Source organism: Arthrobacter sp. 05T423, assembly GCF_056396245.1.
The window spans coordinates 21404-44598 of the sequence record NZ_JBFTLC010000028.1 but is presented as its reverse complement, the minus strand read 5'-3'; the positions used below and the strand labels follow the sequence as shown (position 1 = coordinate 44598).

The window sequence follows — 23195 nt, the reverse complement described above, 5'->3', positions numbered from 1 at the left end:
CGATGTTCTAATGCTGCAGACAGGAGATTTCATGGGGCGCCCGCTCCTCCCGCTGATATCCGTGGACGCCCTGACGACGGCCGCGCTGGAACTGGTTGATGAGAGCGGTGACTTCAGCTTTCCAAAGCTGGCGAAAAGGATCGGCGTCAGCCAGTCCTCCATCTACAACCACGTCAGCGGCCGGGACGAGATCCTGGAACTGCTCCGCCACAGGATCATCACCGAGCAGCCGTATCCTCCCGTGGACCACAGCGACTGGGAACCCGCGCTGCGCGTCCTGATCCGCGCTTACCGCGACGCCTTTGCCCGCCACCCGCGGCTGGCTCCGCTGCTGGTGCTGCAGTCCATCACGGACCCGGAGGTCATGGGCCTCTACGAGGACCTGGCCCTGGCGCTGGAGAGCGCGGGATTCCGCGGGCGTGACGTCGTGGCGGCCATCTCCACCATCGACAGTTTCGCCCTCGGCGCGGCCCTGGACCTGGCGGCCCCGGAAGTGGTGTGGGACCCGCCGGCCGAGGGCTATCCCACGCTGAAGCGCGCACTCGGCAACGCGGGACCGTCAGAGAATCGGGGCGGGCACGCGTTCGATTTCGGGCTGGACGTGGTCATCGGCGGCCTGCGGGCGAAACTGGGCGGCTAGGAAATCCGAGCCGGCGAAACAGCCCTCCGGCGTCCCCGCAAACTCGCCACACCCCACAGCGCAAGGAATGCCGCCACCAGCAGCAGCCCGGCATCGCCCAGATCGATCCCGCCCAGCCAGGCGGTCAGCGGGTCCTTCAGCCCGAACGCCGCGTTGAAGAAGCCGCCAAGGGTTATCACGGCAACAAAAAGTGCTGACACTGCTGAGAGCCCGGTGATGACGGCGTTGAACCCGAGCTTGCGCAGGGGGTCATGAATGGCCGACTTGTACATCCGCATCATGGCCACGCCGTTCGCCGTGTCGCACAGTGTCATGGCGGCGGTGAACGCGAGCGGCAGCGCCAGCAATGCGACAGGCGAAACACCCGCCAAGGACGCCGCCGTCGTCATTACCAGGAGCCCGATGGTGGTGGCCGTATCAAAACCGAGCCCGAACAGAAATCCGATCACGTACACGTTCCTGGGCCGCCGCACCTTTGACAGCGGCCGGGCCAGCAAGCGGGCCACAAGGCCCTTGGCTTCGAGCTCCTCGGGCAGCACCGTTCCGCCGCCGCGGACCCTGCGGTAGGACCGGGCCGCCCCGAGGAATGCTGATCCGTTGAAGATCCCCATGGCCAGCAGGAACAGTCCGGAGACCCCGCCGCCGATCAGGCCCAGGACCAGGTTTCCGGTGCTGCCCCCGGTCATGAACCTGCCCACCAGCGACACCCCGGAAACCACCAGGGCGCCGGCCAGGATCACCACCGAACTGTGCCCCAGGCTGAACGCGAATCCCACACTGGTGGGGTCCTGCCGCTGGGCCACGAATTTGCGGGTGGAGTTGTCGATCGCGGCGATATGGTCCCAGTCGTAGCTGTGCTTGATGCCGGCCAGATAGGCCGTAAGCACCAGTCCAAACGCCAGCGGCTGCCCCGACGCCGCGGTCCCGGCAACCAGGAGCACGACGGCGGCAAGGTGGAGGATGCCCACCGCACCGAAGGTGGCCAGCAGGCGCGTCCGGAGCGGCAACTGCTCACGCTCGCGGTACATGGCTGCGAACTGGGTCAAGGTAGTCATCAGTACTTCCTCAGGTTCAGGGGCGCTTGGCCAAACCAGCGTTGACGGAGAAGGCCGCTGCAGCCACCCAGTAGCGTATTGAGTTTTTCGGTGCTGTCCGACAGGGACCTGAGCACCAGGGCCGTGATGCCGTCCATTGTGGCACTGAGGGAGACCCCTGTGTAGGCGTCGAACTTTTCCGCCAGCCGGCGCAGATCATCGGCGAGCGCCTGGTCTACCCTCGCGTCCACCACCACCAGCGAACCCAGGTGGCTGTGGCCCTCCATGAAGCCCGTGCCGGTGACATCGTCGAGGGGCGGGCGGATCAGCAGGTTGTCCAGGGCGAGCAGCCGGGCGCCTCCGTCCGTCTCCACGTGGATCTCGTTGCGGAGCCGCAGCTCCTCGTACCGGAAGGAGGCGCCGTCCGGCGACCACCCCGGCGTGATCACCTCGGCCATTACCAGGCTCGACGTCGGCCGTACCGTGATGTGGGTGTTCTGCCGGTAGCATGCCTCACGGTAGGCGATGACCTGGTCGGGCGCCAGCTCAAGCCGGGACCCCTCCCCCAGCCGGACGGTCATCCGCTGCTTGGCAAACGATCCCGGCGTCCGATAGATCTTCGTCGCAGACTGCGTGGTGAGCAGCAGATCGGCCCCGTCCCCCACCTCCACGTCTATAACGTAAAGATCGGCCCCCAAATAAGCCCCGCCGGGATTGACGACGACGTAGCAAACCTGGCCGGTGTCATCCAGATAGTGCGGCCGCAAAACCCGCAAGGTGCCCCGATGAAACTGGTGCGATGCAAAAGACTTCCCAGCACGCGTGGCAACTCGCAGCTCAAGCTCCCCCCTCGCCGAAGCCGCCGGACCCAACCCGGCGGCCGAGGAGGTGACCGTCTGAGGTGCCGCCGTCGTGCTCATTGCGCCAGGTCGAGCATCAGCACTTCATGCCGGATCCATTCGATGACGTGCTCGAGGCCTTCGTCGGTTTTGAGGTTGGTGAAGCAAAACGGCTTGGCGCCGCGGAATTCGCGGGAGTCGCGCTCCATGACCGCGAGGTCGGCGCCGACGTGCGGGGCGAGGTCTGTTTTATTGATGATGAAGAGGTCGGACTTGATCATGCCCTGGCCGGCCTTGCGGGGGATCTTCTCCCCCTGCGCAACGTCGATGATGTAGATCGAGAAGTCGACCAGCTCGGGGCTGAAGGTGGCCGAGAGGTTATCGCCGCCGGACTCCACGAAGATCACCTGCAGGTCCGGGTGCCGCTGCTTGAGCTCCTCGACGGCGGCTGTGTTCATGGACGTGTCTTCGCGGATGGCGGTGTGCGGGCAGCCGCCGGTTTCGACGCCGATGATGCGGTCCTCGGGCAGGATGCCGTTGGCGGCCAGGATCTTGGCATCCTCGATCGTGTAGATGTCGTTGGTGATGGCGGCCATGGAGATCTCCGCGCTCATGTGGCGCGTGAGCCGTTCCACCAGCTGGGTCTTCCCGGCGCCGACGGGGCCGCCGATGCCGATCTTGATGGGTTCAGTCATGTTGTCCTCCTGCTAGCTCATGAACATGCGGGCACGCTGACGCTCATGCCTCATCTGCGAAATTTCCAGTCCGGGGCTTACCGCCCCGAAGTCGTCCGGCGTCAGGCGAGCGGCCCTCTTGACGGCGTCAGCAACGCCGTCGTGCGCGTTGCGCAGCACCCGCTGACCGGCGGTCTGCCCGAGCGGAATGGCCCGGACGGCGTTCTGCGTCAGGGAGGTGACGGTGGCGAAAAGGTACGCGGCGGTCGCCTCCGCCGGCGGAACCTCCAGGGAACGGGCGACGACGGCGAACGCCAGCGGTTGATGGCCGGCGGCCCGGCCCCCGCTCACCAGCGACCGGTACTCCAACAGCTCGGCAGAGGGAAACACTTCGGCGCCGATCTCCAGCATCCTGTTCCCCATCTTGATGCTGGCCTCCCGCACCTGCCGCGGCAGAAGCTGCGCCGTAAGCAGCTCATCGAGCTCAAGGACAGGAACGCCGTCATAAAGGAATCGAATGGCCAACGCATCCGAATAGGTCAGCTGCTGCGAAAGGAACGCCTCCAGCCACCGCTCAAACGACTCCTCATCATGAACGACCCCCCGCTCGATATAGGTCTCAAACCCCAAGGAGTGGGCAAAAGCCCCCGTAGGCAGCGCGGAATCAGTAAGCTGCCGCAGCGCCAGCTGATAGCTAGTGGCTGTGTTCAGCATGGCGGAAAGGCACTGGTATGACGCGTTCCTGGCGGTCGTAGGGCACTCCGACGTGTTTGAGATAGTCCTCGACGGTGTGGTCGTACTGGCACACCATGACCTGGGCGCCGTACTCGGACGACGCGTCGAAAAACTGTGCCTGCAGGTGCCGGTTGCCGAGGGAGTGCGCCACGATACCCATCTCATGGATAGTCCGGGGTGCGATCACCAGGACGTCGGTGGGGAGCACGGAGACCACGATCATGTTGGTGTCGGCCACATGCAGCACGTCGCCATCGCGGAGGTCCGCTGAGCCGGCAGGAAGCCTGATGCCGATCTCGTTGCCATGGTCAGTGGTGGCCCGCTGGATGCGTTTGACCAGCTGGGCGCTGGGCAGCACCACCTTTTCCCGGTGCAGGCCGGGGTAGGACCCGGCAGGCTGATCATGCAGGTTGCCGAGGACTTTTTCAACGATCATCTGGAACTCCTAGAAGAGGAAGTACCGCTGGGCCATGGGCAGTACATCCGATGGTTCACAGGTGACCTCTTCGCCGTCAACAGTCACCGCGTAGGTTTCCGGGTCCACCTCGATATTGGGCGTGGCGTCGTTGTACTTCAGGTCTGCCTTGGTCAGGGTCCGGATGCCTGAAACCGGCCGGATGACCTTCCCCAGGCCCAGTTCCTCCGGCACGCCGGCGTCGATGGCTGCCTGGGAGAGGAAAGTGATGGACGACTGTTGCAGGGCCTTGCCGTGGGCACCGAACATGGGCCGCATGGTGCGCGGCTGCGGCGTGGGGATGGAGGCATTGGCATCGCCCATCAGGGCGTAGGCGATCTGGCCTCCCTTGAGCACCAGCTCAGGCTTTACGCCGAAGAACGCCGGATCCCAGAGCACCAGGTCGGCGAATTTGCCCTCCTCCACGGAGCCGATGGAACCAGCCATGCCCTGGGCGATGGCCGGGTTGATGGTGTACTTGGCCACGTAGCGCTTCAGCCGGAAGTTGTCGCTCCCCGTCCCGGAACCGGACGCAGCACCGTGCATGCCACCGGCAGGGTCCGTCAGAACGCCGCGCTGCTTCTTCATCTTGTCCGCCACCTGCCAGGTGCGGGTGATCACCTCGCCCACGCGCCCCATGGCCTGGGAGTCGGACGACGTGATCGCGAAGATCCCCATGTCCTGGAGCACGTCCTCGGCGGCGATGGTTTCGGCCCTGATCCGGGAATCGGCGAAGGCCACGTCCTCCGGGATGTCCGGGTTGAGGTGGTGGCACACCATCAGCATGTCCAGGTGCTCCTCGATGGTGTTGCGGGTGTAGGGGAGCGTGGGGTTCGTGGAGGCTGGAAGCACGTTCGGCAGGCCGGCGATCTTGATGATGTCCGGCGCATGCCCGCCCCCGGCGCCTTCTGTGTGGAACGTGTGGATGACGCGGCCGCCGATGGCCCGGATGGTGTCCTCCACGAAACCGCATTCGTTCAGCGTGTCAGTGTGGATGGCTACCTGGACGTCGTACTCGTCCGCCACCTTCAGTGAGGTGTCGATCGAAGACGTGGTGGCGCCCCAGTCCTCGTGGACCTTCAGGCCCACCGCGCCCGCGCGGATCTGCTCGGCGAGCGGCTCCATGGCGGAGGCGTGCCCCTTGCCGAGCAGTCCGATATTGATGGGAAGGCCTTCTGCGGCCTGCAGCATACGGTGGATGTGCCACTTCCCCGGGGTGACGGTGGTGGCCTTCGTGCCTTCGGCCGGTCCGGTGCCCCCGCCCACCATGGTGGTCACGCCGCTGCAGAGGGCAGTGGCCACCTGGTCTGCGGAAATGAAATGGATGTGCGTATCCACTCCCCCGGCGGTGAGGATTTTGCGTTCCCCCGCGATGATCTCTGTACTGGCGCCGATGACGATGTCCACGCCGTCGGCGATCTGCGGGTTTCCGGCCTTGCCGATTTTGAAGATGTGGCCATCCTTCAGGGCGACGTCAGCCTTGTAGATGCCGGTGTGGTCCAGCACCACGACGTTGGTGATGACGGTGTCCGGAACGTCCTCATCCCGGACGGCCTGGCCGTTCTGGCCCATGCCGTCCCGGATGACCTTGCCGCCGCCGAAGACCACTTCCTCGCCATAGTTGGTGAGGTCCTTCTCGATCTCCAGGAACAGGTCGGTGTCGGCCAGGCGGATGGCGTCGCCCGTCGTCGGGCCGTAAAGATCCGCATACTGCCTGCGGGACAACTCAAAGCTCATCGGTCTCCCCCGTCCCGGCCGGTGTCCCGGTCGTCGCCCAGGCTGCCATTCACGGCGTTGCTGAGGCCGTGGACCTCACGGCTGCCGGCCAGCCTGATCAGCCGGACGGTTTTTCCGTCGCCCGGTTCAAACCGTGCGGCTGTGCCGGCCGGGATGTCCAGGCGCCGCCCGTAGGCGGCGTCGCGGTCGAATTCCAGCGCCGGATTCGCCTCCGCGAAATGGTAATGAGAGCCCACCTGCACGGGCCGGTCACCAGTATTAAGGACGACGACGTCGACCGCCTCACGGCCCGCGTTGATGGTCAGCGGTTCAGGACGCAGGACGTACTCTCCGGGAATCATGGCGCCCCTATCGGATGGGATTGTGGACGGTGACGAGTTTGGTGCCATCGGGGAAGGTTGCCTCGATCTGGACATCGTGGATCATCTCCGGCACGCCCTCCATGACGTCGTCACTGCTGAGCAGCGTGGCGCCGTAGCTCATGAGCTCGGCCACTGTTCTGCCGTCCCGCGCGCCCTCGATCAGTTCGTAACTGATGATGGCCACGGCTTCCGGGTAGTTCAGTTTGAGCCCCCGAGCCTGGCGCCTGCGGGCGAGGTCGGCGGCTATCACGATCATGAGTTTTTCCTGCTCACGGGGCAGCAGATGCATGAGGATCCCTTCAACGGCCTGCGGGTAGGCGTGGGACCCAGACTAGGCCCCGCACGTTTCTACTACGTTTCAGGAGCATCAGGTCCGGCTCCCGGCGCCCGGCGCTGACGGCCCGGCGCTGAACCGCCCGCCGAGCCGGGCAAGGATCTCATCGCTCGACCGGACAGGCTGGCGGTATGTCGTGGACAGGATGCGCAGCATGTCCGCGGCATCCTGGCTGTCCTCCGACGCCGTGGCGTCCCCGGCATACGTAACCCGGATGTTATGGGCGAAGGCGTCCGCTCCGGTCTGGGCGATGCAGTTGTGCGTGGAGACGCCGGCCAGTACCACTTCGTCGGCGCCCCAGTTCCGCAGCCGGGACAGCAGGTTGGTACCCATAAAGGCGCTGTCCCGCGTCTTGTTCAGCTGCGGCAGGCCATCGGTGGCGAGGCCGGGCACGGTGTCCGCCTGCTCGCTGCCGCGGAAAATGAAGCCTTGGTCGTCGTCGAGCATGTTAAGCGTCCACGTTGACTTGTCCCGCTCGTGCTCGGTGCCAACCAGCAGCGCCTTGTGGCCGCTCGACGTGAACCCCTCCAGCAGCATGTTGCAGGAGCTGACCACCCGCTCCTTTTGGGCTGCCAGTTCCGGTGCCTCGAAGTAGGCGTTCTGCATGTCGATGATGAGTAGGGCAATCATGGACGCACCTTTCCTGCACTGAGAAATCTATGGGGCCGAGGCACGGGTTCGCAACCCAAATTCCGCTTGCACATGCACGCCCCCGGCGGCATTCTCGGTCCCCTCGATCCGGTCAATCAGCAGTTGCACTGACCGCTCGGCGATCTCGTCCATGCCCGGAGCGACTGTGGTCAGCGACGGGGACGAGAACCGCGCCTCATCGATGTCGTCGAACCCGGCTACGGCTGCGTCCTCCGGAACCCTGACCCCCCGGATCAGGAGTTCGTGCATGGCGCCCAACGCCAGGGCGTCGTTCAATCCAAAGAGAGCGTCGAACGGCTGGCCGCTGCCGAGCAGCCTTGCCACCGCCGACGCGCCGCCGTCACGGCGCCACTCCGCCGGCACAATCAGCGCCGGATCGAAGTCCACTCCCGCGTCTGCCAACGCCTCCCGGTATCCGGCCAGCCGAAGGCCTGGCGAACCGGCACGGTCACCCGGGGAGGCACCGATCACCGCAATACGGCGCCGGCCTCCCGCGAGCAGGTGGGCTGTCATGGCCTTAGCCGCGTCCACATTCTTCATGGTCACGAGGTCGAACCGCGGGTCGTCAATGTGCTCGCCGAGCATCACGAGGGGCTTGGTTCCGCGGCGGGCTGCGTCCACGGCGTCCGCGTCGAGCACCAGCGGCGTGAATAACAGACCGTCGGTCAGCTGGCTCAGGGATCCCTGCAGTGCAGTGAGCTCGTTGGCCCGGGTGGCCGCGGACTGCTCCACCAGGACGCGGTAGTCCCGGGCAACTGCCGCCGTCATGAGCCGGGAAGCGAGCTCTGCGTAATACGGCACGGACAGGTCGGACACCACCAGGCCCAGCATGCGGGACTTTCCGGACCGCAGGCTCCGCGCCGTCAGGTTGGCCTCGTACCCAAGCTCGGCGACGGCGTCCAGCACTTTCTGCCGGGTGGCCGGCCTGATGAACTCATAGTTGTTGAGCACATTCGACACGGTTTTCAGGGACACTCCAGCCGCGCGGGCAACGTCGTTCATTGTCACGGCCATGCAAGGTACCTTTCGCGGCAGACATCCCCCGGGCATCTCTCTCACGTACATCGTTGCAGAATGCGGGCCGCCCCGCCCGCCAAGAATTTCCCAAGGTGGGTCCCGCACCCTTTCTGCAAGGCCTCTTTGGCTCTGTGGCCAGGCAACGGCGCCTGGCCACAGGGACCGGCGGTGTCTCCAGTAGCAGCGGGCACCGGCGGGGCCGGTCCGGAAGCGGTGAACGCGCGGTGCCACCGGCCGGCCGGTAACCAGGTGGCGCGGCAGGACAGGATGGGGAACGTTGCGGCGGAAGGGGCCCGAATTGTTGGAAGGTGCAGGGGGGCCCATCGAGGGATTACCCCCGTCAGAACGGCAGTTTGCTCTGGTGGTTTCCCATCATGCCCGCACACCGTACCGGGGAACCGTGCCCCGGTACGGAGATGGGGGTCTCGAACCAGTTGGCGACGCGGGGGGCCGGGGATCCGGCCTGGAGTTCCTGGCCCGGCTCGGTTCGGGACCCGTCCGGATCAATTCGGACGTCATTTCGGATGTGGACGGTGTGGCCGGATCAGTGGTGCTCGCCACGTGCAACCGGTTCGAGGTGTACTGCGACGTTGCTCCCGGCGCGGATCCGGACATCACCAGGGAGCGCGTGCTGGGCCTCATCGGCACATGCTCAGGCGTTTCCGCGGAGGAAGTCCGCGGGACCCTTGACTGCCTGACGGGCACTGCCCTGGCCGAGCACCTTTTCTCAGTGGGGTCCGGCCTTGACTCGGCGGTGGTGGGCGAACGGGAAATTGCCGGGCAGCTGCGCCGCTCACTTGCCACGGCCCAGGAAACCGGAGCGGCCAGCGGAGCACTGGTCCGGCTCTTCCAGGCGGCCTCCCGGGCCGCCCGCGAGGTTGGATCGCTGACTGCCCTGGGTGAGGCCGGCCGCTCCATGGTGTCCGTTGCGCTGGACTGTGCCCTGTCCAGGCTGGGCCGCCGGGACCTGTCCGGCCTGTCCGTGGTGGTCATCGGCACCGGGGCCTACGCCGGCTCCACCCTCGCACTCCTGGCGGCAAGGACATGTTCTGCGATCTCGGTGTTTTCCTGGTCCGGACGGGCGGAGGCCTTTGCTTCGGCCAGGGGCGCCACCGGCCTGACCTCAGAGGACTTGCCCGCCGCCATCCGCGCAGCTGATGTGGTGGTCGGATGCAGCGGCCGCGGCCCCAGGCTTGGCCAGGAGGATTTCCGGACCTTCAGGCACGGCGCTGCAGCCCCGCTCGTCGTCGTCGACCTCGCCCTCAGCCGGGATTTTGAACCGGAGGTGGGCGAACTGCCCGGGCTCGATCTCATCACGCTGGAGCATGTGCGGCTGGCCTCGCCACGGGAACACACTGACGTCGTCCGGCAGGCCGGTGAGCTTGTCCGGCGGGCGGCCCTGAGATTTGAGGAGGAGCGGCAGGCGCGGCTTCTGGATCCCGCGATCGTGGCGCTGCGCGAACACATGCAGTCGGTGCTGGCAGGGGAAGTCGCGCGGGTGAAGAACCAGCACGGCTGCACCGCCACGGCGGAGGCGGTGGAGTTCGCCCTGCGGCGGGTGGTGCGGCAGCTTCTGCACGTGCCCACCTCAAGGGCACGCGCACTGGCCGCGACGGGCCGGCAGGACGAGTACACCGCTGCCCTTGAGACGCTGTTTGGCCTGGCCATTCAGCCCGGGGCGAAGATGGATGCTGGCACGAAGATGGAGGCCAGTGCCAACGGCCACAACCCCACAGCGGAATCGGGTGCGCAGGTCTGCCCGGCACTGGAACGGCGGGACTTGCCCGCAGCGGACGGCACCCTGCCGGCAGCCAGTTAGCCGTTACCCCGGATTGGCGGCGGACATAAAAAGTCCCCGGACTCCTGTTGCCAGGAAGCCGGGGACTTTCCACTCTTCGCTAAAAGAGTGGGCCCTGTGGGGATCGAACCCACGACCCACGGATTAAAAGTCCGATGCTCTACCAACTGAGCTAAAGGCCCAAACTGCCTGCTGGAATGCGGACTTCAACAGCCTGCACACGCGAAACAGTTCCAGTCCATTTCTGGACGATTAACACTGTACCCCAGACGGTGGGGACTTCAGCACGGCGCCCCGCCGCCGTCGTCGAACGTGTCTTTTCCGGGAGACACCACGGGATTCGGCCAGCGACGAAGGCAGTGCGGGCGCCGAAGGGACGCTCGATTCCGGTTCCTTGCAGGAGTAGCGTGGGACCATGAGCCAGAAAGCAGGAACCAGCGGCCCGGGCGGGGCGGAGCGGCACCACAAACCGAAGCCTTTTGCGCCCATTGATTTCGAACCTTTCGCAGGCGGCGCCGATCCGGCACGTGTCTCGGAAGCTGCGCACCTCGCCGCCCAGGCCTTGGTGCGCCACGGGCGGGACAGCGATGATCCCGTCATCACCAATCGGCTGGTCAAGCTGGCCGACGAGCAGGGCCTTGAGGCGATAGCGGAAATGTGGGCGGAAAGCCCCGCACGCTCGCTGCCCGGTGCGCTGTGGCGGCTGTATGCCCTCCGCGCAGCAACGGTGCAGGATCCCGAGCGCATCTCCGTCTATTTCAAGGCGGGCAAGGACACCGCGCAGGTCGCCAACGTGGTGGCCGGCGCGGCCGAACCGCCGGGTGCGGACGAAATGAAGACCATGGCGGACGCCATCCTGTCCGGGGCCTTCGACGGCGACTTCGACGTCGCGCTGGAGCGGTCTGCCGCGTTCTGCCGCGTAGTAGCCCTTGGCCAGGCCACGCTCGCGGACGGCGCGGAGCATTCGAACGAGAGCCACGCGCGCAAACTGACGCGCAACTCCCACCTGCTCGTGAAGACCGCAGAGGACCTGGAACACGCCGCCAACGCCTGGCGGCTGGGTGAGCTCGACTGACCCATCAGGCCCGATCTGTCAATGTTGACTTGGCCCAGCCAAAGTAGAACACTGAAACTGGTGCCGAACCGCGAAACCCCCGGGCTTCAACATTTAGCCGCCTAGAGCGGCCTACCGCCGAGAGGCGTATCCGGTTCGGCACCATTTTTATGCCCTCATTCAGGTGCCGGTAAAGTAATGGGTAGCTGCGGGCGGGACGTCAAGTCAAAGACCCCCGCGGCGTCCCGCCCTGACAATCCTCCGGAGACCGGTACTCATGAAGCTGCGCCTTTTTCCCCAGGAGCCCGCAGGCCTGAACCTGCTTTCGCAGCTGGCCCGGCAGATCGTTTTTGCCAGCGCCACCATGGCGGAACTCCTGGGCGCGCCGGCCACCGAACACCACCGGCTGGTGGAGGACATGCACAACCACGAGGCAAAGTCGGCCGAGCTGCACTTCGCACTCCTGACCCACATGCGCACCAGCTTCGTGAACCCCCTCCCCCGCGAGGACATGTACGCTCTTTCGCAGAGCCTGAACGAAGCCATCGAGAAGCTGGACGGCGCGGCCGAGCTGGTGGCGCTCTACAACCTGGACCGGCTGCCCAAGCGCGCCGCCGACCAGCTGGAGATCATCAGCCGCCAGGCCGAGCTGACGGCCGACGCCATGCGCCGGCTGAACAACCTGGACGATCTTGAGGACTACTGGATCGAGGTCCTGCGCCTGGCCAAGCGGGCCGAACGAACGCACCGCGTCTGGGTGGCGGACATGCTCAAGGACATGAAATCAGCCCAATATGCCCGCAACCGCGATATCGCCAACCAGCTGGTTGACGTCACCAAGGACATGCGCCGCATCGCCACCCAGGTGGGCAGCATCATCGTCAAGGAATCCTGAGGTGACGCTGTTCATCTTCGCCCTGGTGGTGCTCCTCACTGCGGCATTCTCCTTCATCAACGGCTTCCGGGATGTGTCCACGTCTGTGGCCGTGGCCGTGCGAACGCGTGCCCTGACTCCCACCGTGGCGGTCCTGCTGGCGACCCTCTTCAACCTCATAGGTGCACTCCTGAGCGCCGGCCTGGCGGTGGCCATCAGCCAGAACTGGGTCACCCTCCCGCGGGGGGACAGCGGCCTGACCATCATCGTCGCGGGCCTCGCCAGCGCCTGCGCCTGGGGCCTTTACCTGTGGTGGCGTGGCGTTCCCTCCTCCTCCACGCATGCCCTGGTGGGCGGGCTGGCGGGAGCGGGAACTGCCAGCGTGCTGGTGGGCGGCAACTCGGTGGGCGGAGTGGACCAGTCGCTCCTTTTCCAGGTGGTGCTCCCCCTGGTCCTCTCGCCGGTCATCGCCTTCATCGCCGCCTACCTGCTGGTGTTTCCCGTCACCTGGGCTGCGCGCTACACCCAGCCCAGCGTGGTCAACAAGCGGTTCCGGGCCGCCCAGTCCATCGCGGCCGGCGCCGTGGCCTTCGGCCACGGGCTGCAGGACGGCCAGCGGATCAGCGCGGTACTCATCCTGGCATTGCTGGCCGCCGGCTATTCCGACGGCGGCTCGCTTCCGATGTGGGTGGCCCTTCTGTCCGCCTTCACCATCGCCGTGGGCACGCTGTTTGGCGGCTGGCGCATCTCGCACACCATTGGCTACCGCCTCACCCGGGTGGACCCGCTGCGTGGTGTGGTGGCCCAGGGCTTCAGTGCGCTCCTGCTGTTTATTGGCGCCATCGGGCTGCACTGGCCGGTGTCCACCACCCACACCGTCACGTCCGCCGTACTCGGCGCCGGGGAAAACCAGCAATTTGCCACCAGCCACCGCAAGCTGGTGACCCGGATCCTGTCGCTGTGGGTCCTGACGCCCGCAGCCACCGCTGCGGGAGCCTTCGTCCTCGAACTGGCGCTCTCCCCGCTCATCGGCGCCTGAGCAAGCAACGCGGGGTCACTTACCGCCCCTCCGGAGGTCCGGATACGGCGATAAATGACCCCGCGTTGCTGTGGCTCGCTCTGGAAAGAGCCGGTGGTGGGCCCACGCCGGCAGGGATTATCCGAAGCGGCCGGAGACGTAGTCCTCGGTGGCCTTCTGGCTCGGGTTGTTGAAGATGGTGCTGGTCTCGGCGAACTCGATGAGCTTGCCGGGCTTGCCGGTGCCGGCGATGTTGAAGAACGCAGTCTTGTCCGAGACGCGGGCGGCCTGCTGCATGTTGTGGGTCACGATCACCACGGTGTACTGGTCCTTGAGCTCGTTGATGAGGTCCTCGACGGCCAGGGTGGAGATCGGGTCCAGGGCGGAACACGGCTCATCCATGAGGATCACCTGCGGCTCCACGGCAATGGCGCGGGCAATGCAGAGGCGCTGCTGCTGGCCGCCGGACAGTCCTGAGCCCGGCTTCGCCAGGCGGTCTTTGACCTCGTTCCAGAGGTTGGCACCGCGGAGCGAGCGTTCCACCAGGGCGTCGGCCTCGCCCTTGGAGATCTTCTGGTTGTTCAGTTTCACGCCGGCCAGGACGTTGTCCCGGATGGACATGGTGGGGAACGGGTTGGGCCGCTGGAACACCATGCCAATCTGGGAGCGCACCGTTACCGGGTCCACGCCAGGCCCGTACAGGTTGTCGCCGTCGAGCAGCACCTCGCCCTCGACCCGGGCACCGGGCAGTACCTCGTGCATGCGGTTGAGGGTGCGCAGGAAGGTGGACTTACCGCAGCCCGAGGGGCCGATGAACGCGGTGACCGACTTGGCCTCGATGTTGATGCTGACGTCTTCCACGGCCAGGAAATTGCCGTAGTACACGTTCAGGTCTTTGACGTCGATGCGCTTGGACATGATGTTCCTTAACTTGCTGGTATGTAATGAAGTCTAGGTTCCGGCCGCAGGGGGCCGGAAGGTGCGATCCGGCCTAGCGGCCCGTCTTCGGTGCGAAGACCCGGGCAATCAGGCGGGCGCCCAGGTTGAGCAGCATCACCAGGATGATGAGGACCAAGGCCGCACCCCATGCCCGCTGCGACGACGGATCGGGGTTGGACGGCGACGTGGGGTTCAGGATTTGCGTGTAGATGAACGTGGGCAGCGAAGCCATCCACCCGCCGAACACGTTGTTGTTGATGCTCGTGGCGAACCCTGCTGTCACCAGGATCGGGGCGGTCTCGCCAATAACCCGGGCGATCGCAAGGGTGACGCCGGATGCAATACCGGAGATCGCCGTCGGAATCACCACCTTGAGGATGGTCCGCCACTTGCGGACGCCCAGAGCGTAGGCGGCCTCGCGGAGCTCGTTGGGCACGATCTTCAGCATTTCCTCGCTGGAGCGGACCACCACCGGGATCATCAGCACGGACAGTGCGACGGCGGCGACGGCGCCGGTCTTGGTGCCGGGACCCACCACCGCGAAGAAGAAGGCCGCAGCGAACAGGCCGGCGACGATGGACGGGATGCCGGTCATGACGTCCACGAAGAACGTGATGGCGCGGGCCAGCGGGCGGTCGTTGCCGTACTCGACGAGGTAAATCGCCGTCAGCAGGCCTACCGGAACCGAGATGACGGTGGCCAGCAGGGTGATCTGCACGGTGCCGATAAGAGCGTGGTAGATGCCGCCGATGACCGGCCCGCTGCCGGCTGCCGCCCGGTTGTCGAACACGCCGGTGACGCCGTTCATTGACGTGCCCAGGAAGCCGGGGTTGAGCAGGCCCGGGACACCGTTAACCACGACGGTCCAGATGACGGAGATCAGCGGGAGGAGCGCAACCAGGAAAGCGCCCATCACGAGGCACGTGGCGAGCTTGTCCTTGGCTTTGCGCGACCCTTCAACGGCACCACTCCACCCTACGAGACCGACGGCGAAAAGTACGGCGGAGACGACGCCCCAGCCGAAGGCGTTGAAGCCGATCAGGGCCAGGATGGCGGCCCCCAGGACCAGGGCGACGCCCAGGACCACGTACGGAGCGTACTTGGGCAGCTGGCCCTTGGTCAGGGCGGACCGCTTGCGGACCGGGGTCAGGGTGGAGGTCATTTAGTTGGCTCCCGAGAATTCTTTGTGCCGGCTGATGATCCACCGGGCGATCATGTTGACGGCGAGGGTGATCACAAACAGGACCAGGCCCGCGGCGATCAGCGTGCTCACCTTGAGGCCGCTGGCCTCGGGGAAGTTCAGCGCGATTTCGGCGGCGATCGTCTGGTTGCCGGACTGGATCAGGCTGGCGGTGAGCGCGCCTGAGGACAGCACCAGCGCCACGGCCATGGTTTCGCCCAGCGCGCGGCCGAGGCCCAGCATGACGGCGCTGATGATGCCCGGACGGGCGAAGGGCAGCACCGACATCTTGATCATTTCCCAGCGCGTGGCGCCCAGCGCGAGGGCTGCTTCCTCGTGCAGCTTGGGGGTCTGGAGGAAGATCTCGCGGGACAGCGACGTGATGATGGGAATCACCATGACGGACAGCACGATGCCGGCCGTCAGGATGGTCTTGCCCGTGGCGGAGGCCGGGCCTTGGAAGATGGGCAGCCAGCCCAGGTTCGCGGCCAGCCAGCCGTAGGCGGGCGAGATCTGGGGGGCCAGGAAGGCCGCGCCCCAGGCACCGTAGACGACGGAGGGGATCGCCGCGAGCAGGTCGATCACGTAGCCGAGGCCGGACGCGAGGCCGCGCGGGGCGAAGTGCGAGATGAAGAGGGCGACGCCGATGGATACCGGCGTGGCGATGGCCAGTGCGATGATGGCCGCGATGAGGGTGCCGACGACGATCGGCCAGATGTAGGCGAAGAAGCCCTCGCCGCCCTGGATGTCCGCGGCGGGGGCGGTGAAGGCTGGAATAGCCTGGATGACGAGGAAGAGGGCCACGCCGAACAGTACGGCAAGGATCAGGCAGCCTGCCGCCAGGGCCGCTCCGGAGAAGACTTTGTCCCCGGCGCGGCCGGCGCCTTGGGAACTGGTCAGGGAGGTGGTGGTCATACCCGGCCCTTCGGTGTTGTTGGTGCGTCAGAGAAGTGGATCGTGCTCAAACTGCGTTTTACACGGCTAAGTTCCCCGCCCTGCCTGGCGGCTGGGCGGGGAACTTCGGCGAACAGGTAAAAAGTTACGACTTGACCTTGATGGATTCGATGGACTTGACGGCCTTCGCGGCCAGGGTGGCGGAGATCGGAGCCGACTTGGCGGACTCGGCGGCAGCCTTCTGGCCCTCTGCGGAAACTACGTAGTTCTCGAAAGCCTTGACCAGGTCGACAGTTTCCTGCTTGTCGTAGGTGGAGCAGACGATGTGGTAGGAAACCAGGACCACCGGGTAGGCGCCGGCCTCGGTGGTGGTGCGGTCAAGCTTGATGGCACCGTCGGTGTCTGCGCGGCCTTCAACAGCCTTGCCGAGGTCGACTGCCTTGGAGGCAGCTTCCGGGGAGATCTTGACGAACTCGGAACCGACCTTGATCTGGGCGACGCCCAGCTTGCCGCCAACGGCGGAGTCGTCGGCGTAGGTCACGGCGCCCGGGGTGTCGGTGACGGTCTTGACGACGCCGGACGTGCCCTTGGCGTTCTCGCCCTTGAGGGATGAAGGCCAGATGCCGTCGGCCTTGTCCTTCCAGACATCGGGAGCCGCAGCGGAGAGGTACTCGGTGAAGTTCTTGGTGGTGCCGGAGTCGTCAGAGCGGCTCACCGGGGTGACGGCGAGGTCCGGAAGCTTGGCGTCCGGGTTCAGGGCCGCGATGGCGGGGTCGTTCCACTTGGCGATTTCGCCGCGGAAGATCTTGGCCGCGGTGGGGGCATCCAGCTTCAGCTCGGTGATGTCCGGCAGGTTGAAGGCAATGGCGATCGGCGAGATGTAGACCGGGATCTCAATGGCACCCTCGGGGCCGCACACCTTCTTGGCCGAGGCCAGTTCCTCGTCCTTCAGGTAGGCATCGGAACCGGCGAACTGTGCCGAACCGTCGAGGATGGCCTTGCGCCCGGCGCCGGAGCCGTCCGGGGAGTACTGCACGGTGGCGCCCTGGTTGGCGGAGGCGAAGTTGGTCTTCCACACATCCATGGCCGCGCCCTGCGCGGAGGAGCCGATGCCGGTCAGGGTGCCGGTGACCTTGGTGCCGGCGGCGGAGGCGCTGCCGGCCGGGGTGGTGTTCGTGGCATTGTCTGAACCACAGGCGGTGAGCGCGAGTGCGCCAGCGGCGATAACAGCGATTGCCGCGTGGCGGCCGAAGCGGAGTGCCTTCACTGGGTGTACCCCTTCCAGGGTTTCTGATGCGGTGCGGACCGGAGACGTCCGAACGTGCGATGCGTACTTTTTGTACCTTCACTGAAGGTATGGGCCGCAGGTAACAAGTTTTGGGGTCGCAGGTGAACGCAGGGTTAACGACGGCGGGCCATTGGCTTACAGATACTGGGTTGCCATTGCGTTAGCTGCCCCACAGTCGTAGTGGTTCCGCCACTCCATTAACAGGCTCAACAGCGGCCCCACGTGGCACGATGGGCCACATGGAAACTTCTGGACCGCTCGACGCACGCCTGTTGGGCGAGGGGCCGCCGTCGGAAGCCGATACTGACCTGTTCCGCAGGCTGAGCTCCGACATCACCGCCGGAGTCGCGGTGGTTTCCACCCGGCTGCGGAACAGGGACTACGCCGCAACGGTCAGCGCCTTCCTCTCTGTTTCCTACGACCCGCCGACCATGCTGGTCAGTCTGTACGCGGAGTCGCGCATTGGCGAGGCTGTCGAAGAGGCCGGCACCTGGGCCCTCAGCGTGCTGTCCGGCAAGCACCAGGGCACGGCGGCGTGGCTGGCCAGTCCGGGGACACCGCTGCACGGGCTGCTCGCGCAGGTCCCCTACCGGCGCGGACCGGCCACAGGATCAGCGGTGGTTGACGGCTGCCTGGCGTATTTCGAGCTGCGCACGGTGTCGGTCCGTCCTGCGGCGACACATCTGCTCGTTGTGGGCGAGGTGATGGCGATGGGCAGCGGGGCGGCACCGTCCGAGGCGCCGGACCCGCTTGTGCATTTCGGTTCGGAGTTCCGCCGGCTGGCTCCTTAGCGAGGCCAGGGGCTTAAATCAGAGTGCGCCCGGCCGGAAATCCCGGACGGACGCACTTTTGGTGGGCCTGCTACTCGAGGTGCACCGGCTGGGCCGGCCGGTCGGCGGCGGGCTGCCGGCCCCGGAGGAACCACGCCAGCAACACGGTCCCCAGCACCGAGATGGCGGTGGAAACCATGGCCAGTCCCGGAACCGCCGGCAGGACAAGAAAGACGACGGCGGCTGCCACGGCCAGGGCGATGACCGTGGTCCGCGGCTGCTTCATGGAGACGATGGCCTGGACCAGCACCGCGCCGAGGACCGCAGGCAGCACGTACAGCCGGGTCACGTTCATGACGGCAGGCGGAATAACGCTGATGAGCCAGCTCCCCAGCAGCCCCACGAAAATTGCCAGTGAGGCCAGGTGGACGGCCGCCGCACCGCAGATGGCCACGACGGAAGCCAGCTGGCCGCGGGTGGTCCCGGGCTTGGCGCCGATGTTGGTCTGCGCGATCAGGGCCGCCGGCAGGAGCTTGTTGGAGATATTGCCGATCATGAACGCCTGGTACATGGCGGCGGGTCCGAGGATGGGGTAATACGTCAGCGGCTCGACGATCCAGATGATCCCGAACGTGGCAGCGACGGCGGCGAAGGCGATCCAGAGCTGCGCCGGAGCGATGTCCAGTCCCCCGGCGGAGACGAGGTACAAAGGGCCGGCGACGGAGACCAGCAGGCCCGCGATCATCGTGGCGCGTCCCCAGCGGGAGGTGGTGCGGTCAAACTCGGCCATGGCTTGGTCTGTTGTGGCCGGTGCGGTGCTCGTGGCTGTCATTGCCGTGTTCCTGTCGTTGCTTAAGTCTGGTTCTGGGGTCTATGTCTGGTTCTGGCCGGGGGTCCGGCGGGGTATGTGCCGGGAGCGCCGGTCAGCTGCCCGACGCCAGAAGGGCGGCGCCGAGGGCAGCGACGATCGAGATGCCCAGGCCCCACTCCCGCAGCCAGGTCTTGCCGAGAACCCTGGCCAGCAGCAGCGACAGCGCCATCACGGCCGCGGACACGGCGAACGTGACCACGTGGGTGCCGGACTTTGGCAGCTCGGTGAAGCCCAGGCACGCGAAGGCTCCGATGAGGGCGGCCGCAGGGACGATGGCCATGGCCGCAGGGTTGATCGCGCGTACCTTGGCGTCACCGCGGCGGAGCAACGGGGTAAGGATCAGCGTGGCGATCATCCACATGGCTCCGCCGATGCTCATGGCGAAGAACGCCACCGCGAAAACGCTTTGGGTGTAGCTCCCGTCGCCCAGCTTGGCGCCGAGCGTGCCGGCCGCGATGCCGGCCGCCGAGACGTCGTAGGCCGCGGATCCGATCAGTCCGATCCTGGACAGTACGGCGGGAGCACCGAAGAGCGCCAGCAGCGCGATGGCCACCAGCGAAACGGCCAGTGAGGGGCCGATCGCGGAGACAGCCCCGGACCGGAACGACGTCCTGATGTCACCTGGGGTCATCAGCACCGAGGGAGCTGCCCGGCGCACGGCACGGAGGAAAATCAGCGACTGGACCACGATGACTGCAAAGACGCCGGCCACGCAGAGCCAGAGGATGGGGGCGTTGGCGATTGAAAGGATGTCCGTGGAGCCGGTAGGGGCCATGGGTGCGTGCATGCGATCCTCCTGGTTAGGGCCCCGCTGGGGCCGTGATGCTGATGCCGCGGGCCCGAACCGCCACGCCGCTGAATCTGGACCTCCGACCAGATCGGCCAGCAGGTTAGGAATACTGTCCGGGACGCCGGCTTGGGAGGGCAAGGGATGGCGGAATCGGCCAGAATTCTGGCCGGATCGGTCATGCGGGGGTTTCATCCGCGGATGCCTTCCGCTCCCGCTTCGGGTCCTCCACACTTCAGGGAAGTACAACCGCGCACTGTTCAAGCGCCGCCCGAAGGAGCACCATGTCTGACGCCATCAGCGAACTTTCCGCCGTCGAGCTCACCGCCGCCATCAGGAACAGGAAAATCTCGGCCCGGGAAGCCCTCGGCTGCCACCTCGAACGCATTTCCCGGGTGAATCCCCTGCTTAACGCGGTGGTGACCCTCGACGCCGAAGGTGCCGCGCACCTGGCAGCCCGTGCTGACGAGCTCACGGCCTCCGGAGCAGAACTGCCGCCCCTGCACGGCCTGCCCCTGACCCACAAGGACACCAACAACACCGCCGGCATGCGCACCACCCTGGGTTCGGTGGTGTTGAAGGACCTCGTGCCCGCCAAGGATGACCTGATCATCGCCCGGCTCAAGGCCGCCGGCGTGGTCAGCACCGGGAAGACCAACGTTCCCGAGTTCGGGGCTGGCTCCCACACGTTCAACGAGCTCTTTGGCACCACCACCAACCCGTACGCACCCACCCTCAGCGCAGGCGGCAGCAGCGGCGGGGTGGCCGCCGTCGTGGGTTCCCGTGTGCAGCCGATGGGCGACGGCAGCGACATGGGCGGCTCGCTGCGGATCCCGGCGTCCTTCTGCAACATTGTCGGGTTCCGGCCCTCACTGGCGGTTATTCCGATGCCGTCCGATGTCAACGCCTGGTCCTGGCTGGGGCGCACCGGCCCGATGGCGCGCACGGTGGAGGACATCGCCCTGTTCATGTCCGTCACCGCCGGACGGGATCCGCGCGTGCCGCACCCGCAGGTGGTGGATCCGGCAGACTTCAGGGCCGCGCTCGAGACCGACATGCGCGGCGTCCGGATCGGATGGACACGGGACTTCGGCATCGGCGTGCCGGTGGAACCGGAAATCGCGGACCACCTGGAAGGCCAGTTAGCCGTGTTTGAGGAAATGGGCGCAGTGGTGGAGGAGGCTTGCCCGGATTTCAGCGAGGCGGACCTGGTGTTCGGGAACATGCGGGCACTCGATTTCGCGGCCGGGCTGGGTGGGCTGGTGGCCGAATCAGGCGACCTCATCAAGCCGGAGGTGCGGTGGAACGTCGGCAAGGGCCTGGCCCTCACCGCGGAGGACATCATTGCCACCCGCGCTGCCCGCACCCGGCTTGAATACAGCGTCCAGGACTTCTTCACGCGCTATGACCTCTTGGCCAGCCCGTGCGCGCAGGTCCTGCCGTTCGATGCCTCGCTGCGCTACCCGCCGGAGGTGGCCGGCGTCCGCTCCGAAACGTATCTGGACTGGATGAGGTCGGCCTGCCTGCTCTCCGCCACAAGCCTCCCGGTGCTGAGCCTGCCCGCCGGGTTCGGCGGCTCCGGTCTTCCCATCGGGCTGCAGCTGGCCTCCAACCACTACACCGACGTGCAGCTGCTCCGCTGGGCGCGGGCATTCGAGCAGCAGACCCGGTACGCTGCGGTTGCGCCGGAGCTGGGCGGCCTCAAGCCGGTGGCCGCGCCGGGCGCATGACGCGGCCGCCACGTTTACGGGCGTCCAGCAGCAGGGACACATCAACGCTGGAAGCCTGAGCGGCCCAGTCGGAGGCTGTGATCAAGCGGTACAGGGACGGCAGGTCGGGCACTGTCACATCGGCCACGATCTGGTAGTCACCGGCAAGCGCTGCCGCGTAGCGCACGGTGGGCAGCTCGGCCAGGCTCTTGCCGAGCTGCTCCACAGTGTGTGGCGCGGCCCTGATCCACAGCAGCGCCTCGACGCCGAGCCCCAGCGCGGCCGGCTCCACCACCACGCGGGGCTGGATCTGGTTGTTGGCGAGCAGCCATTCGCAGCGCCGGCGGGCGGTTGCTTCCGAGACCCCGACGCGCCGGGCCAGAGCCTCGAAACTGATGCGTCCATCGGCGCAGAGGGCTTCCACGACTTCGGTGTCCTGGCGGTTCAGGGTCTGCCGGACTGCCGACACACCCGAGTCCGCAGCAACCGGCGAGCGCAGGGCGTCGGCCTGTTCCGCCGTGAGCATCTCCGGCCGCCAGCCCTGGATGGTCCGGAAATACCGCAGCACCGGATAGCTCACGGAGTGCCGCAGCCCGATGGTGGAGGGCAGTTCGTCGGAGAGGATGTCCCCCATCTTGTCCGGGTCCGTGAGGATCTCGGCCACGCAGTCGCCATTTCCGGTGACTGTGTAGACGAATGTGGTGTCGGAGCGCTGCGCGAGTGATTGCGCAGCCGCGCGTGCGGTGCCCGGCGTGCAGCGCATTTCCACCAGCATCGACGCCGGATGGGGCCGCACGGCGGCGACGGCAACAGCGCCGGATTCGAGCAGCTGCGCCCCGCGGCGGGCAACGGTCCGCTCCGGCTCACCCAGGACGGCGGCCATCTTGCGCCAGGGGCAGCGAGGGTCCAGCTGCAAGGCAGCCACAATCCGGCGCTCCAGTGAATCGAGAAGGATCATCCGCACTCCATCTTCCGCAAACGGGCCTTTCCTTAGGGCTCCATTGCAGCATGGAACAGACTTGCCGTCCGGGGGACGGAGCGAAGGCGGGCGAGGAGCGTCGCGGCGAGGAACGCCGTCGTAATTTCCAGGACGACGATAGCCAGCAAACCTTCAGTGCCGGACCCAAAGAAACCCGCTCCGGCCGCCGCACTGGCCGCCGCAGCTGCGGAATGGTTGTGGCCGGATGCGCCGCCCCCTGCGAAGGCGGCGGTTCCCAGCAACAGGACGGCATGCAAGGCCGTCATGGCCAGGGCACAGCCCATCACCTGGCGCAGGGACCGCTCCCGCGCGCCGCGCCACAGGTGCACGGCGCATGGCAGGCAAACCGCCACCATCGCGAGCATCATGGCACCCAGCCAGGGGCCATGGTGGTTTCCGGCGGCAAGCCAGAGGTGCACCGCGCAGGACCCCGCGGTCACGGCTGAGACGGCGCGGGCGTGCAGGATGTGCTTGCCGCCAGGGACAGGGTGGCTGATGCCGGGAACAGGGTCAGGGATGGGACCGGCGGCGCGGCCCCATCCCTGCAGTGCGGTCAT

At 66.4% G+C, this 23195-nt stretch carries 25 protein-coding genes and 1 tRNA gene; 7 read left to right on the top strand and 19 right to left on the bottom strand.

Annotation, left to right across the window (positions count from 1 at the left end):
* Positions 1-31 precede the first annotated feature (31 nt).
* Positions 32-640, top strand: a complete 609-nt coding sequence (locus AC1DFE_RS18200) for a TetR/AcrR family transcriptional regulator (protein ID WP_476907273.1) — start codon at positions 32-34, stop codon at positions 638-640.
* Here AC1DFE_RS18200 and AC1DFE_RS18195 read toward each other — a convergent pair.
* From AC1DFE_RS18195 to AC1DFE_RS18150, 10 genes are all read right to left on the bottom strand, one after another.
* Positions 637-1695 (bottom strand): HoxN/HupN/NixA family nickel/cobalt transporter, encoded by a 1059-nt coding sequence (locus AC1DFE_RS18195; protein WP_476907272.1) that lies wholly within the window; start codon positions 1693-1695, stop codon positions 637-639. The genes AC1DFE_RS18200 and AC1DFE_RS18195 overlap by 4 nt on opposite strands.
* On the bottom strand, positions 1695-2594 hold the full coding sequence (locus tag AC1DFE_RS18190; protein WP_476907271.1) for an urease accessory protein UreD: 900 nt from the start codon (positions 2592-2594) through the stop codon (positions 1695-1697). Before AC1DFE_RS18190 ends, AC1DFE_RS18195 begins: the two co-directional genes overlap by 1 nt.
* Positions 2591-3208, bottom strand: a complete 618-nt coding sequence (gene ureG, locus AC1DFE_RS18185; RefSeq protein ID WP_476907270.1) for an urease accessory protein UreG — start codon at positions 3206-3208, stop codon at positions 2591-2593. The genes AC1DFE_RS18190 and ureG overlap by 4 nt, the downstream gene beginning before the upstream one ends.
* A gap of 12 nt (positions 3209-3220) precedes the next feature.
* On the bottom strand, positions 3221-3901 hold the full coding sequence (locus AC1DFE_RS18180; RefSeq protein ID WP_476907269.1) for an urease accessory protein UreF: 681 nt from the start codon (positions 3899-3901) through the stop codon (positions 3221-3223).
* Positions 3882-4358 carry an urease accessory protein UreE gene (gene ureE / locus AC1DFE_RS18175; RefSeq protein ID WP_476907268.1) on the bottom strand — a complete coding sequence of 159 codons (477 nt, stop codon included), beginning with the start codon at positions 4356-4358 and terminating at the stop codon, positions 3882-3884. The genes AC1DFE_RS18180 and ureE overlap by 20 nt, the downstream gene beginning before the upstream one ends.
* 9 nt (positions 4359-4367) lie before the next feature.
* On the bottom strand, positions 4368-6113 hold the full coding sequence (ureC, locus tag AC1DFE_RS18170; RefSeq protein WP_476907267.1) for an urease subunit alpha: 1746 nt from the start codon (positions 6111-6113) through the stop codon (positions 4368-4370).
* Positions 6110-6454 (bottom strand): urease subunit beta, encoded by a 345-nt coding sequence (locus AC1DFE_RS18165; RefSeq protein ID WP_476907266.1) that lies wholly within the window; start codon positions 6452-6454, stop codon positions 6110-6112. Before AC1DFE_RS18165 ends, ureC begins: the two co-directional genes overlap by 4 nt.
* A gap of 7 nt (positions 6455-6461) precedes the next feature.
* The gene (locus tag AC1DFE_RS18160) at positions 6462-6764 is read right to left on the bottom strand and encodes an urease subunit gamma (RefSeq protein ID WP_476907265.1); all 303 of its coding nucleotides are present in this window, start codon (positions 6762-6764) and stop codon (positions 6462-6464) included.
* Positions 6765-6842: 78 nt separating this feature from the next.
* Complete coding sequence (locus AC1DFE_RS18155; RefSeq protein ID WP_476907264.1) at positions 6843-7439, bottom strand: cysteine hydrolase family protein; 597 nt, start codon at positions 7437-7439, stop codon at positions 6843-6845.
* 27 nt (positions 7440-7466) lie between these two features.
* Positions 7467-8474, bottom strand: coding sequence for a LacI family DNA-binding transcriptional regulator (locus AC1DFE_RS18150; protein WP_476907263.1), 1008 nt, complete (start codon positions 8472-8474; stop codon positions 7467-7469).
* A 466-nt stretch (positions 8475-8940) separates the two neighbouring features.
* Here AC1DFE_RS18150 and AC1DFE_RS18145 point away from each other — a divergent pair, with 466 nt between their 5' ends.
* Entirely contained in the window at positions 8941-10296 is a 1356-nt protein-coding gene (locus AC1DFE_RS18145; protein WP_476907289.1) for a glutamyl-tRNA reductase, read from the top strand.
* Positions 10297-10384: 88 nt separating this feature from the next.
* On the opposite strand, the gene AC1DFE_RS18140 is transcribed toward AC1DFE_RS18145, so the two are convergent.
* A tRNA-Lys gene (locus tag AC1DFE_RS18140) sits at positions 10385-10457 on the bottom strand.
* 233 nt (positions 10458-10690) lie between these two features.
* On the opposite strand from AC1DFE_RS18140, the gene AC1DFE_RS18135 reads away from it, so the two are divergent.
* The 3 genes from AC1DFE_RS18135 (at position 10691) to AC1DFE_RS18125 (ending at position 13242) form a co-directional block, all read left to right on the top strand.
* Positions 10691-11350, top strand: a complete 660-nt coding sequence (locus tag AC1DFE_RS18135) for a hypothetical protein (RefSeq protein WP_476907262.1) — start codon at positions 10691-10693, stop codon at positions 11348-11350.
* 256 nt (positions 11351-11606) lie between these two features.
* Positions 11607-12224, top strand: a complete 618-nt coding sequence (locus tag AC1DFE_RS18130; protein WP_476907261.1) for a DUF47 domain-containing protein — start codon at positions 11607-11609, stop codon at positions 12222-12224.
* A 1-nt stretch (position 12225) separates the two neighbouring features.
* Positions 12226-13242 (top strand): inorganic phosphate transporter, encoded by a 1017-nt coding sequence (locus AC1DFE_RS18125; RefSeq protein WP_476907260.1) that lies wholly within the window; start codon positions 12226-12228, stop codon positions 13240-13242.
* A gap of 117 nt (positions 13243-13359) precedes the next feature.
* Here the strand turns inward: AC1DFE_RS18125 and pstB are convergent, their stop codons facing one another.
* The 4 genes from pstB to pstS all read right to left on the bottom strand — a co-directional run bounded on the left by pstB (position 13360) and on the right by pstS (position 17501).
* Entirely contained in the window at positions 13360-14139 is a 780-nt protein-coding gene (gene pstB / locus AC1DFE_RS18120; protein WP_476907259.1) for a phosphate ABC transporter ATP-binding protein PstB, read from the bottom strand.
* A gap of 73 nt (positions 14140-14212) precedes the next feature.
* The gene (gene pstA / locus AC1DFE_RS18115) at positions 14213-15322 is read right to left on the bottom strand and encodes a phosphate ABC transporter permease PstA (RefSeq protein ID WP_476907258.1); all 1110 of its coding nucleotides are present in this window, start codon (positions 15320-15322) and stop codon (positions 14213-14215) included.
* Positions 15323-16255 (bottom strand): phosphate ABC transporter permease subunit PstC, encoded by a 933-nt coding sequence (gene pstC / locus AC1DFE_RS18110; protein WP_476907257.1) that lies wholly within the window; start codon positions 16253-16255, stop codon positions 15323-15325. It abuts the gene before it with no gap.
* Positions 16256-16379: 124 nt separating this feature from the next.
* On the bottom strand, positions 16380-17501 hold the full coding sequence (gene pstS, locus AC1DFE_RS18105; protein ID WP_476907256.1) for a phosphate ABC transporter substrate-binding protein PstS: 1122 nt from the start codon (positions 17499-17501) through the stop codon (positions 16380-16382).
* A 260-nt stretch (positions 17502-17761) separates the two neighbouring features.
* Between pstS and AC1DFE_RS18100 the strand changes: the two genes are divergently transcribed.
* The gene (locus tag AC1DFE_RS18100) at positions 17762-18313 is read left to right on the top strand and encodes a flavin reductase family protein (RefSeq protein ID WP_476907255.1); all 552 of its coding nucleotides are present in this window, start codon (positions 17762-17764) and stop codon (positions 18311-18313) included.
* A gap of 70 nt (positions 18314-18383) precedes the next feature.
* Here AC1DFE_RS18100 and AC1DFE_RS18095 read toward each other — a convergent pair whose 3' ends face one another.
* Together AC1DFE_RS18095 and AC1DFE_RS18090 are read right to left on the bottom strand one after the other, a co-directional pair.
* Positions 18384-19124 carry a hypothetical protein gene (locus AC1DFE_RS18095; RefSeq protein WP_476907254.1) on the bottom strand — a complete coding sequence of 247 codons (741 nt, stop codon included), beginning with the start codon at positions 19122-19124 and terminating at the stop codon, positions 18384-18386.
* Positions 19125-19215: 91 nt separating this feature from the next.
* Entirely contained in the window at positions 19216-19950 is a 735-nt protein-coding gene (locus AC1DFE_RS18090) for a DUF5058 family protein (protein WP_476907253.1), read from the bottom strand.
* A 284-nt stretch (positions 19951-20234) separates the two neighbouring features.
* Here AC1DFE_RS18090 and AC1DFE_RS18085 point away from each other — a divergent pair, with 284 nt between their 5' ends.
* Positions 20235-21680 (top strand): amidase family protein, encoded by a 1446-nt coding sequence (locus tag AC1DFE_RS18085; protein ID WP_476907252.1) that lies wholly within the window; start codon positions 20235-20237, stop codon positions 21678-21680.
* Here the strand turns inward: AC1DFE_RS18085 and AC1DFE_RS18080 are convergent.
* Both AC1DFE_RS18080 and AC1DFE_RS18075 read right to left on the bottom strand, forming a co-directional pair.
* The gene (locus tag AC1DFE_RS18080) at positions 21652-22617 is read right to left on the bottom strand and encodes an Lrp/AsnC family transcriptional regulator (RefSeq protein WP_476907251.1); all 966 of its coding nucleotides are present in this window, start codon (positions 22615-22617) and stop codon (positions 21652-21654) included. The two genes, AC1DFE_RS18085 and AC1DFE_RS18080, sit on opposite strands and share 29 nt — an antisense overlap.
* 32 nt (positions 22618-22649) lie before the next feature.
* Entirely contained in the window at positions 22650-23195 is a 546-nt protein-coding gene (locus tag AC1DFE_RS18075; protein ID WP_476907250.1) for a hypothetical protein, read from the bottom strand.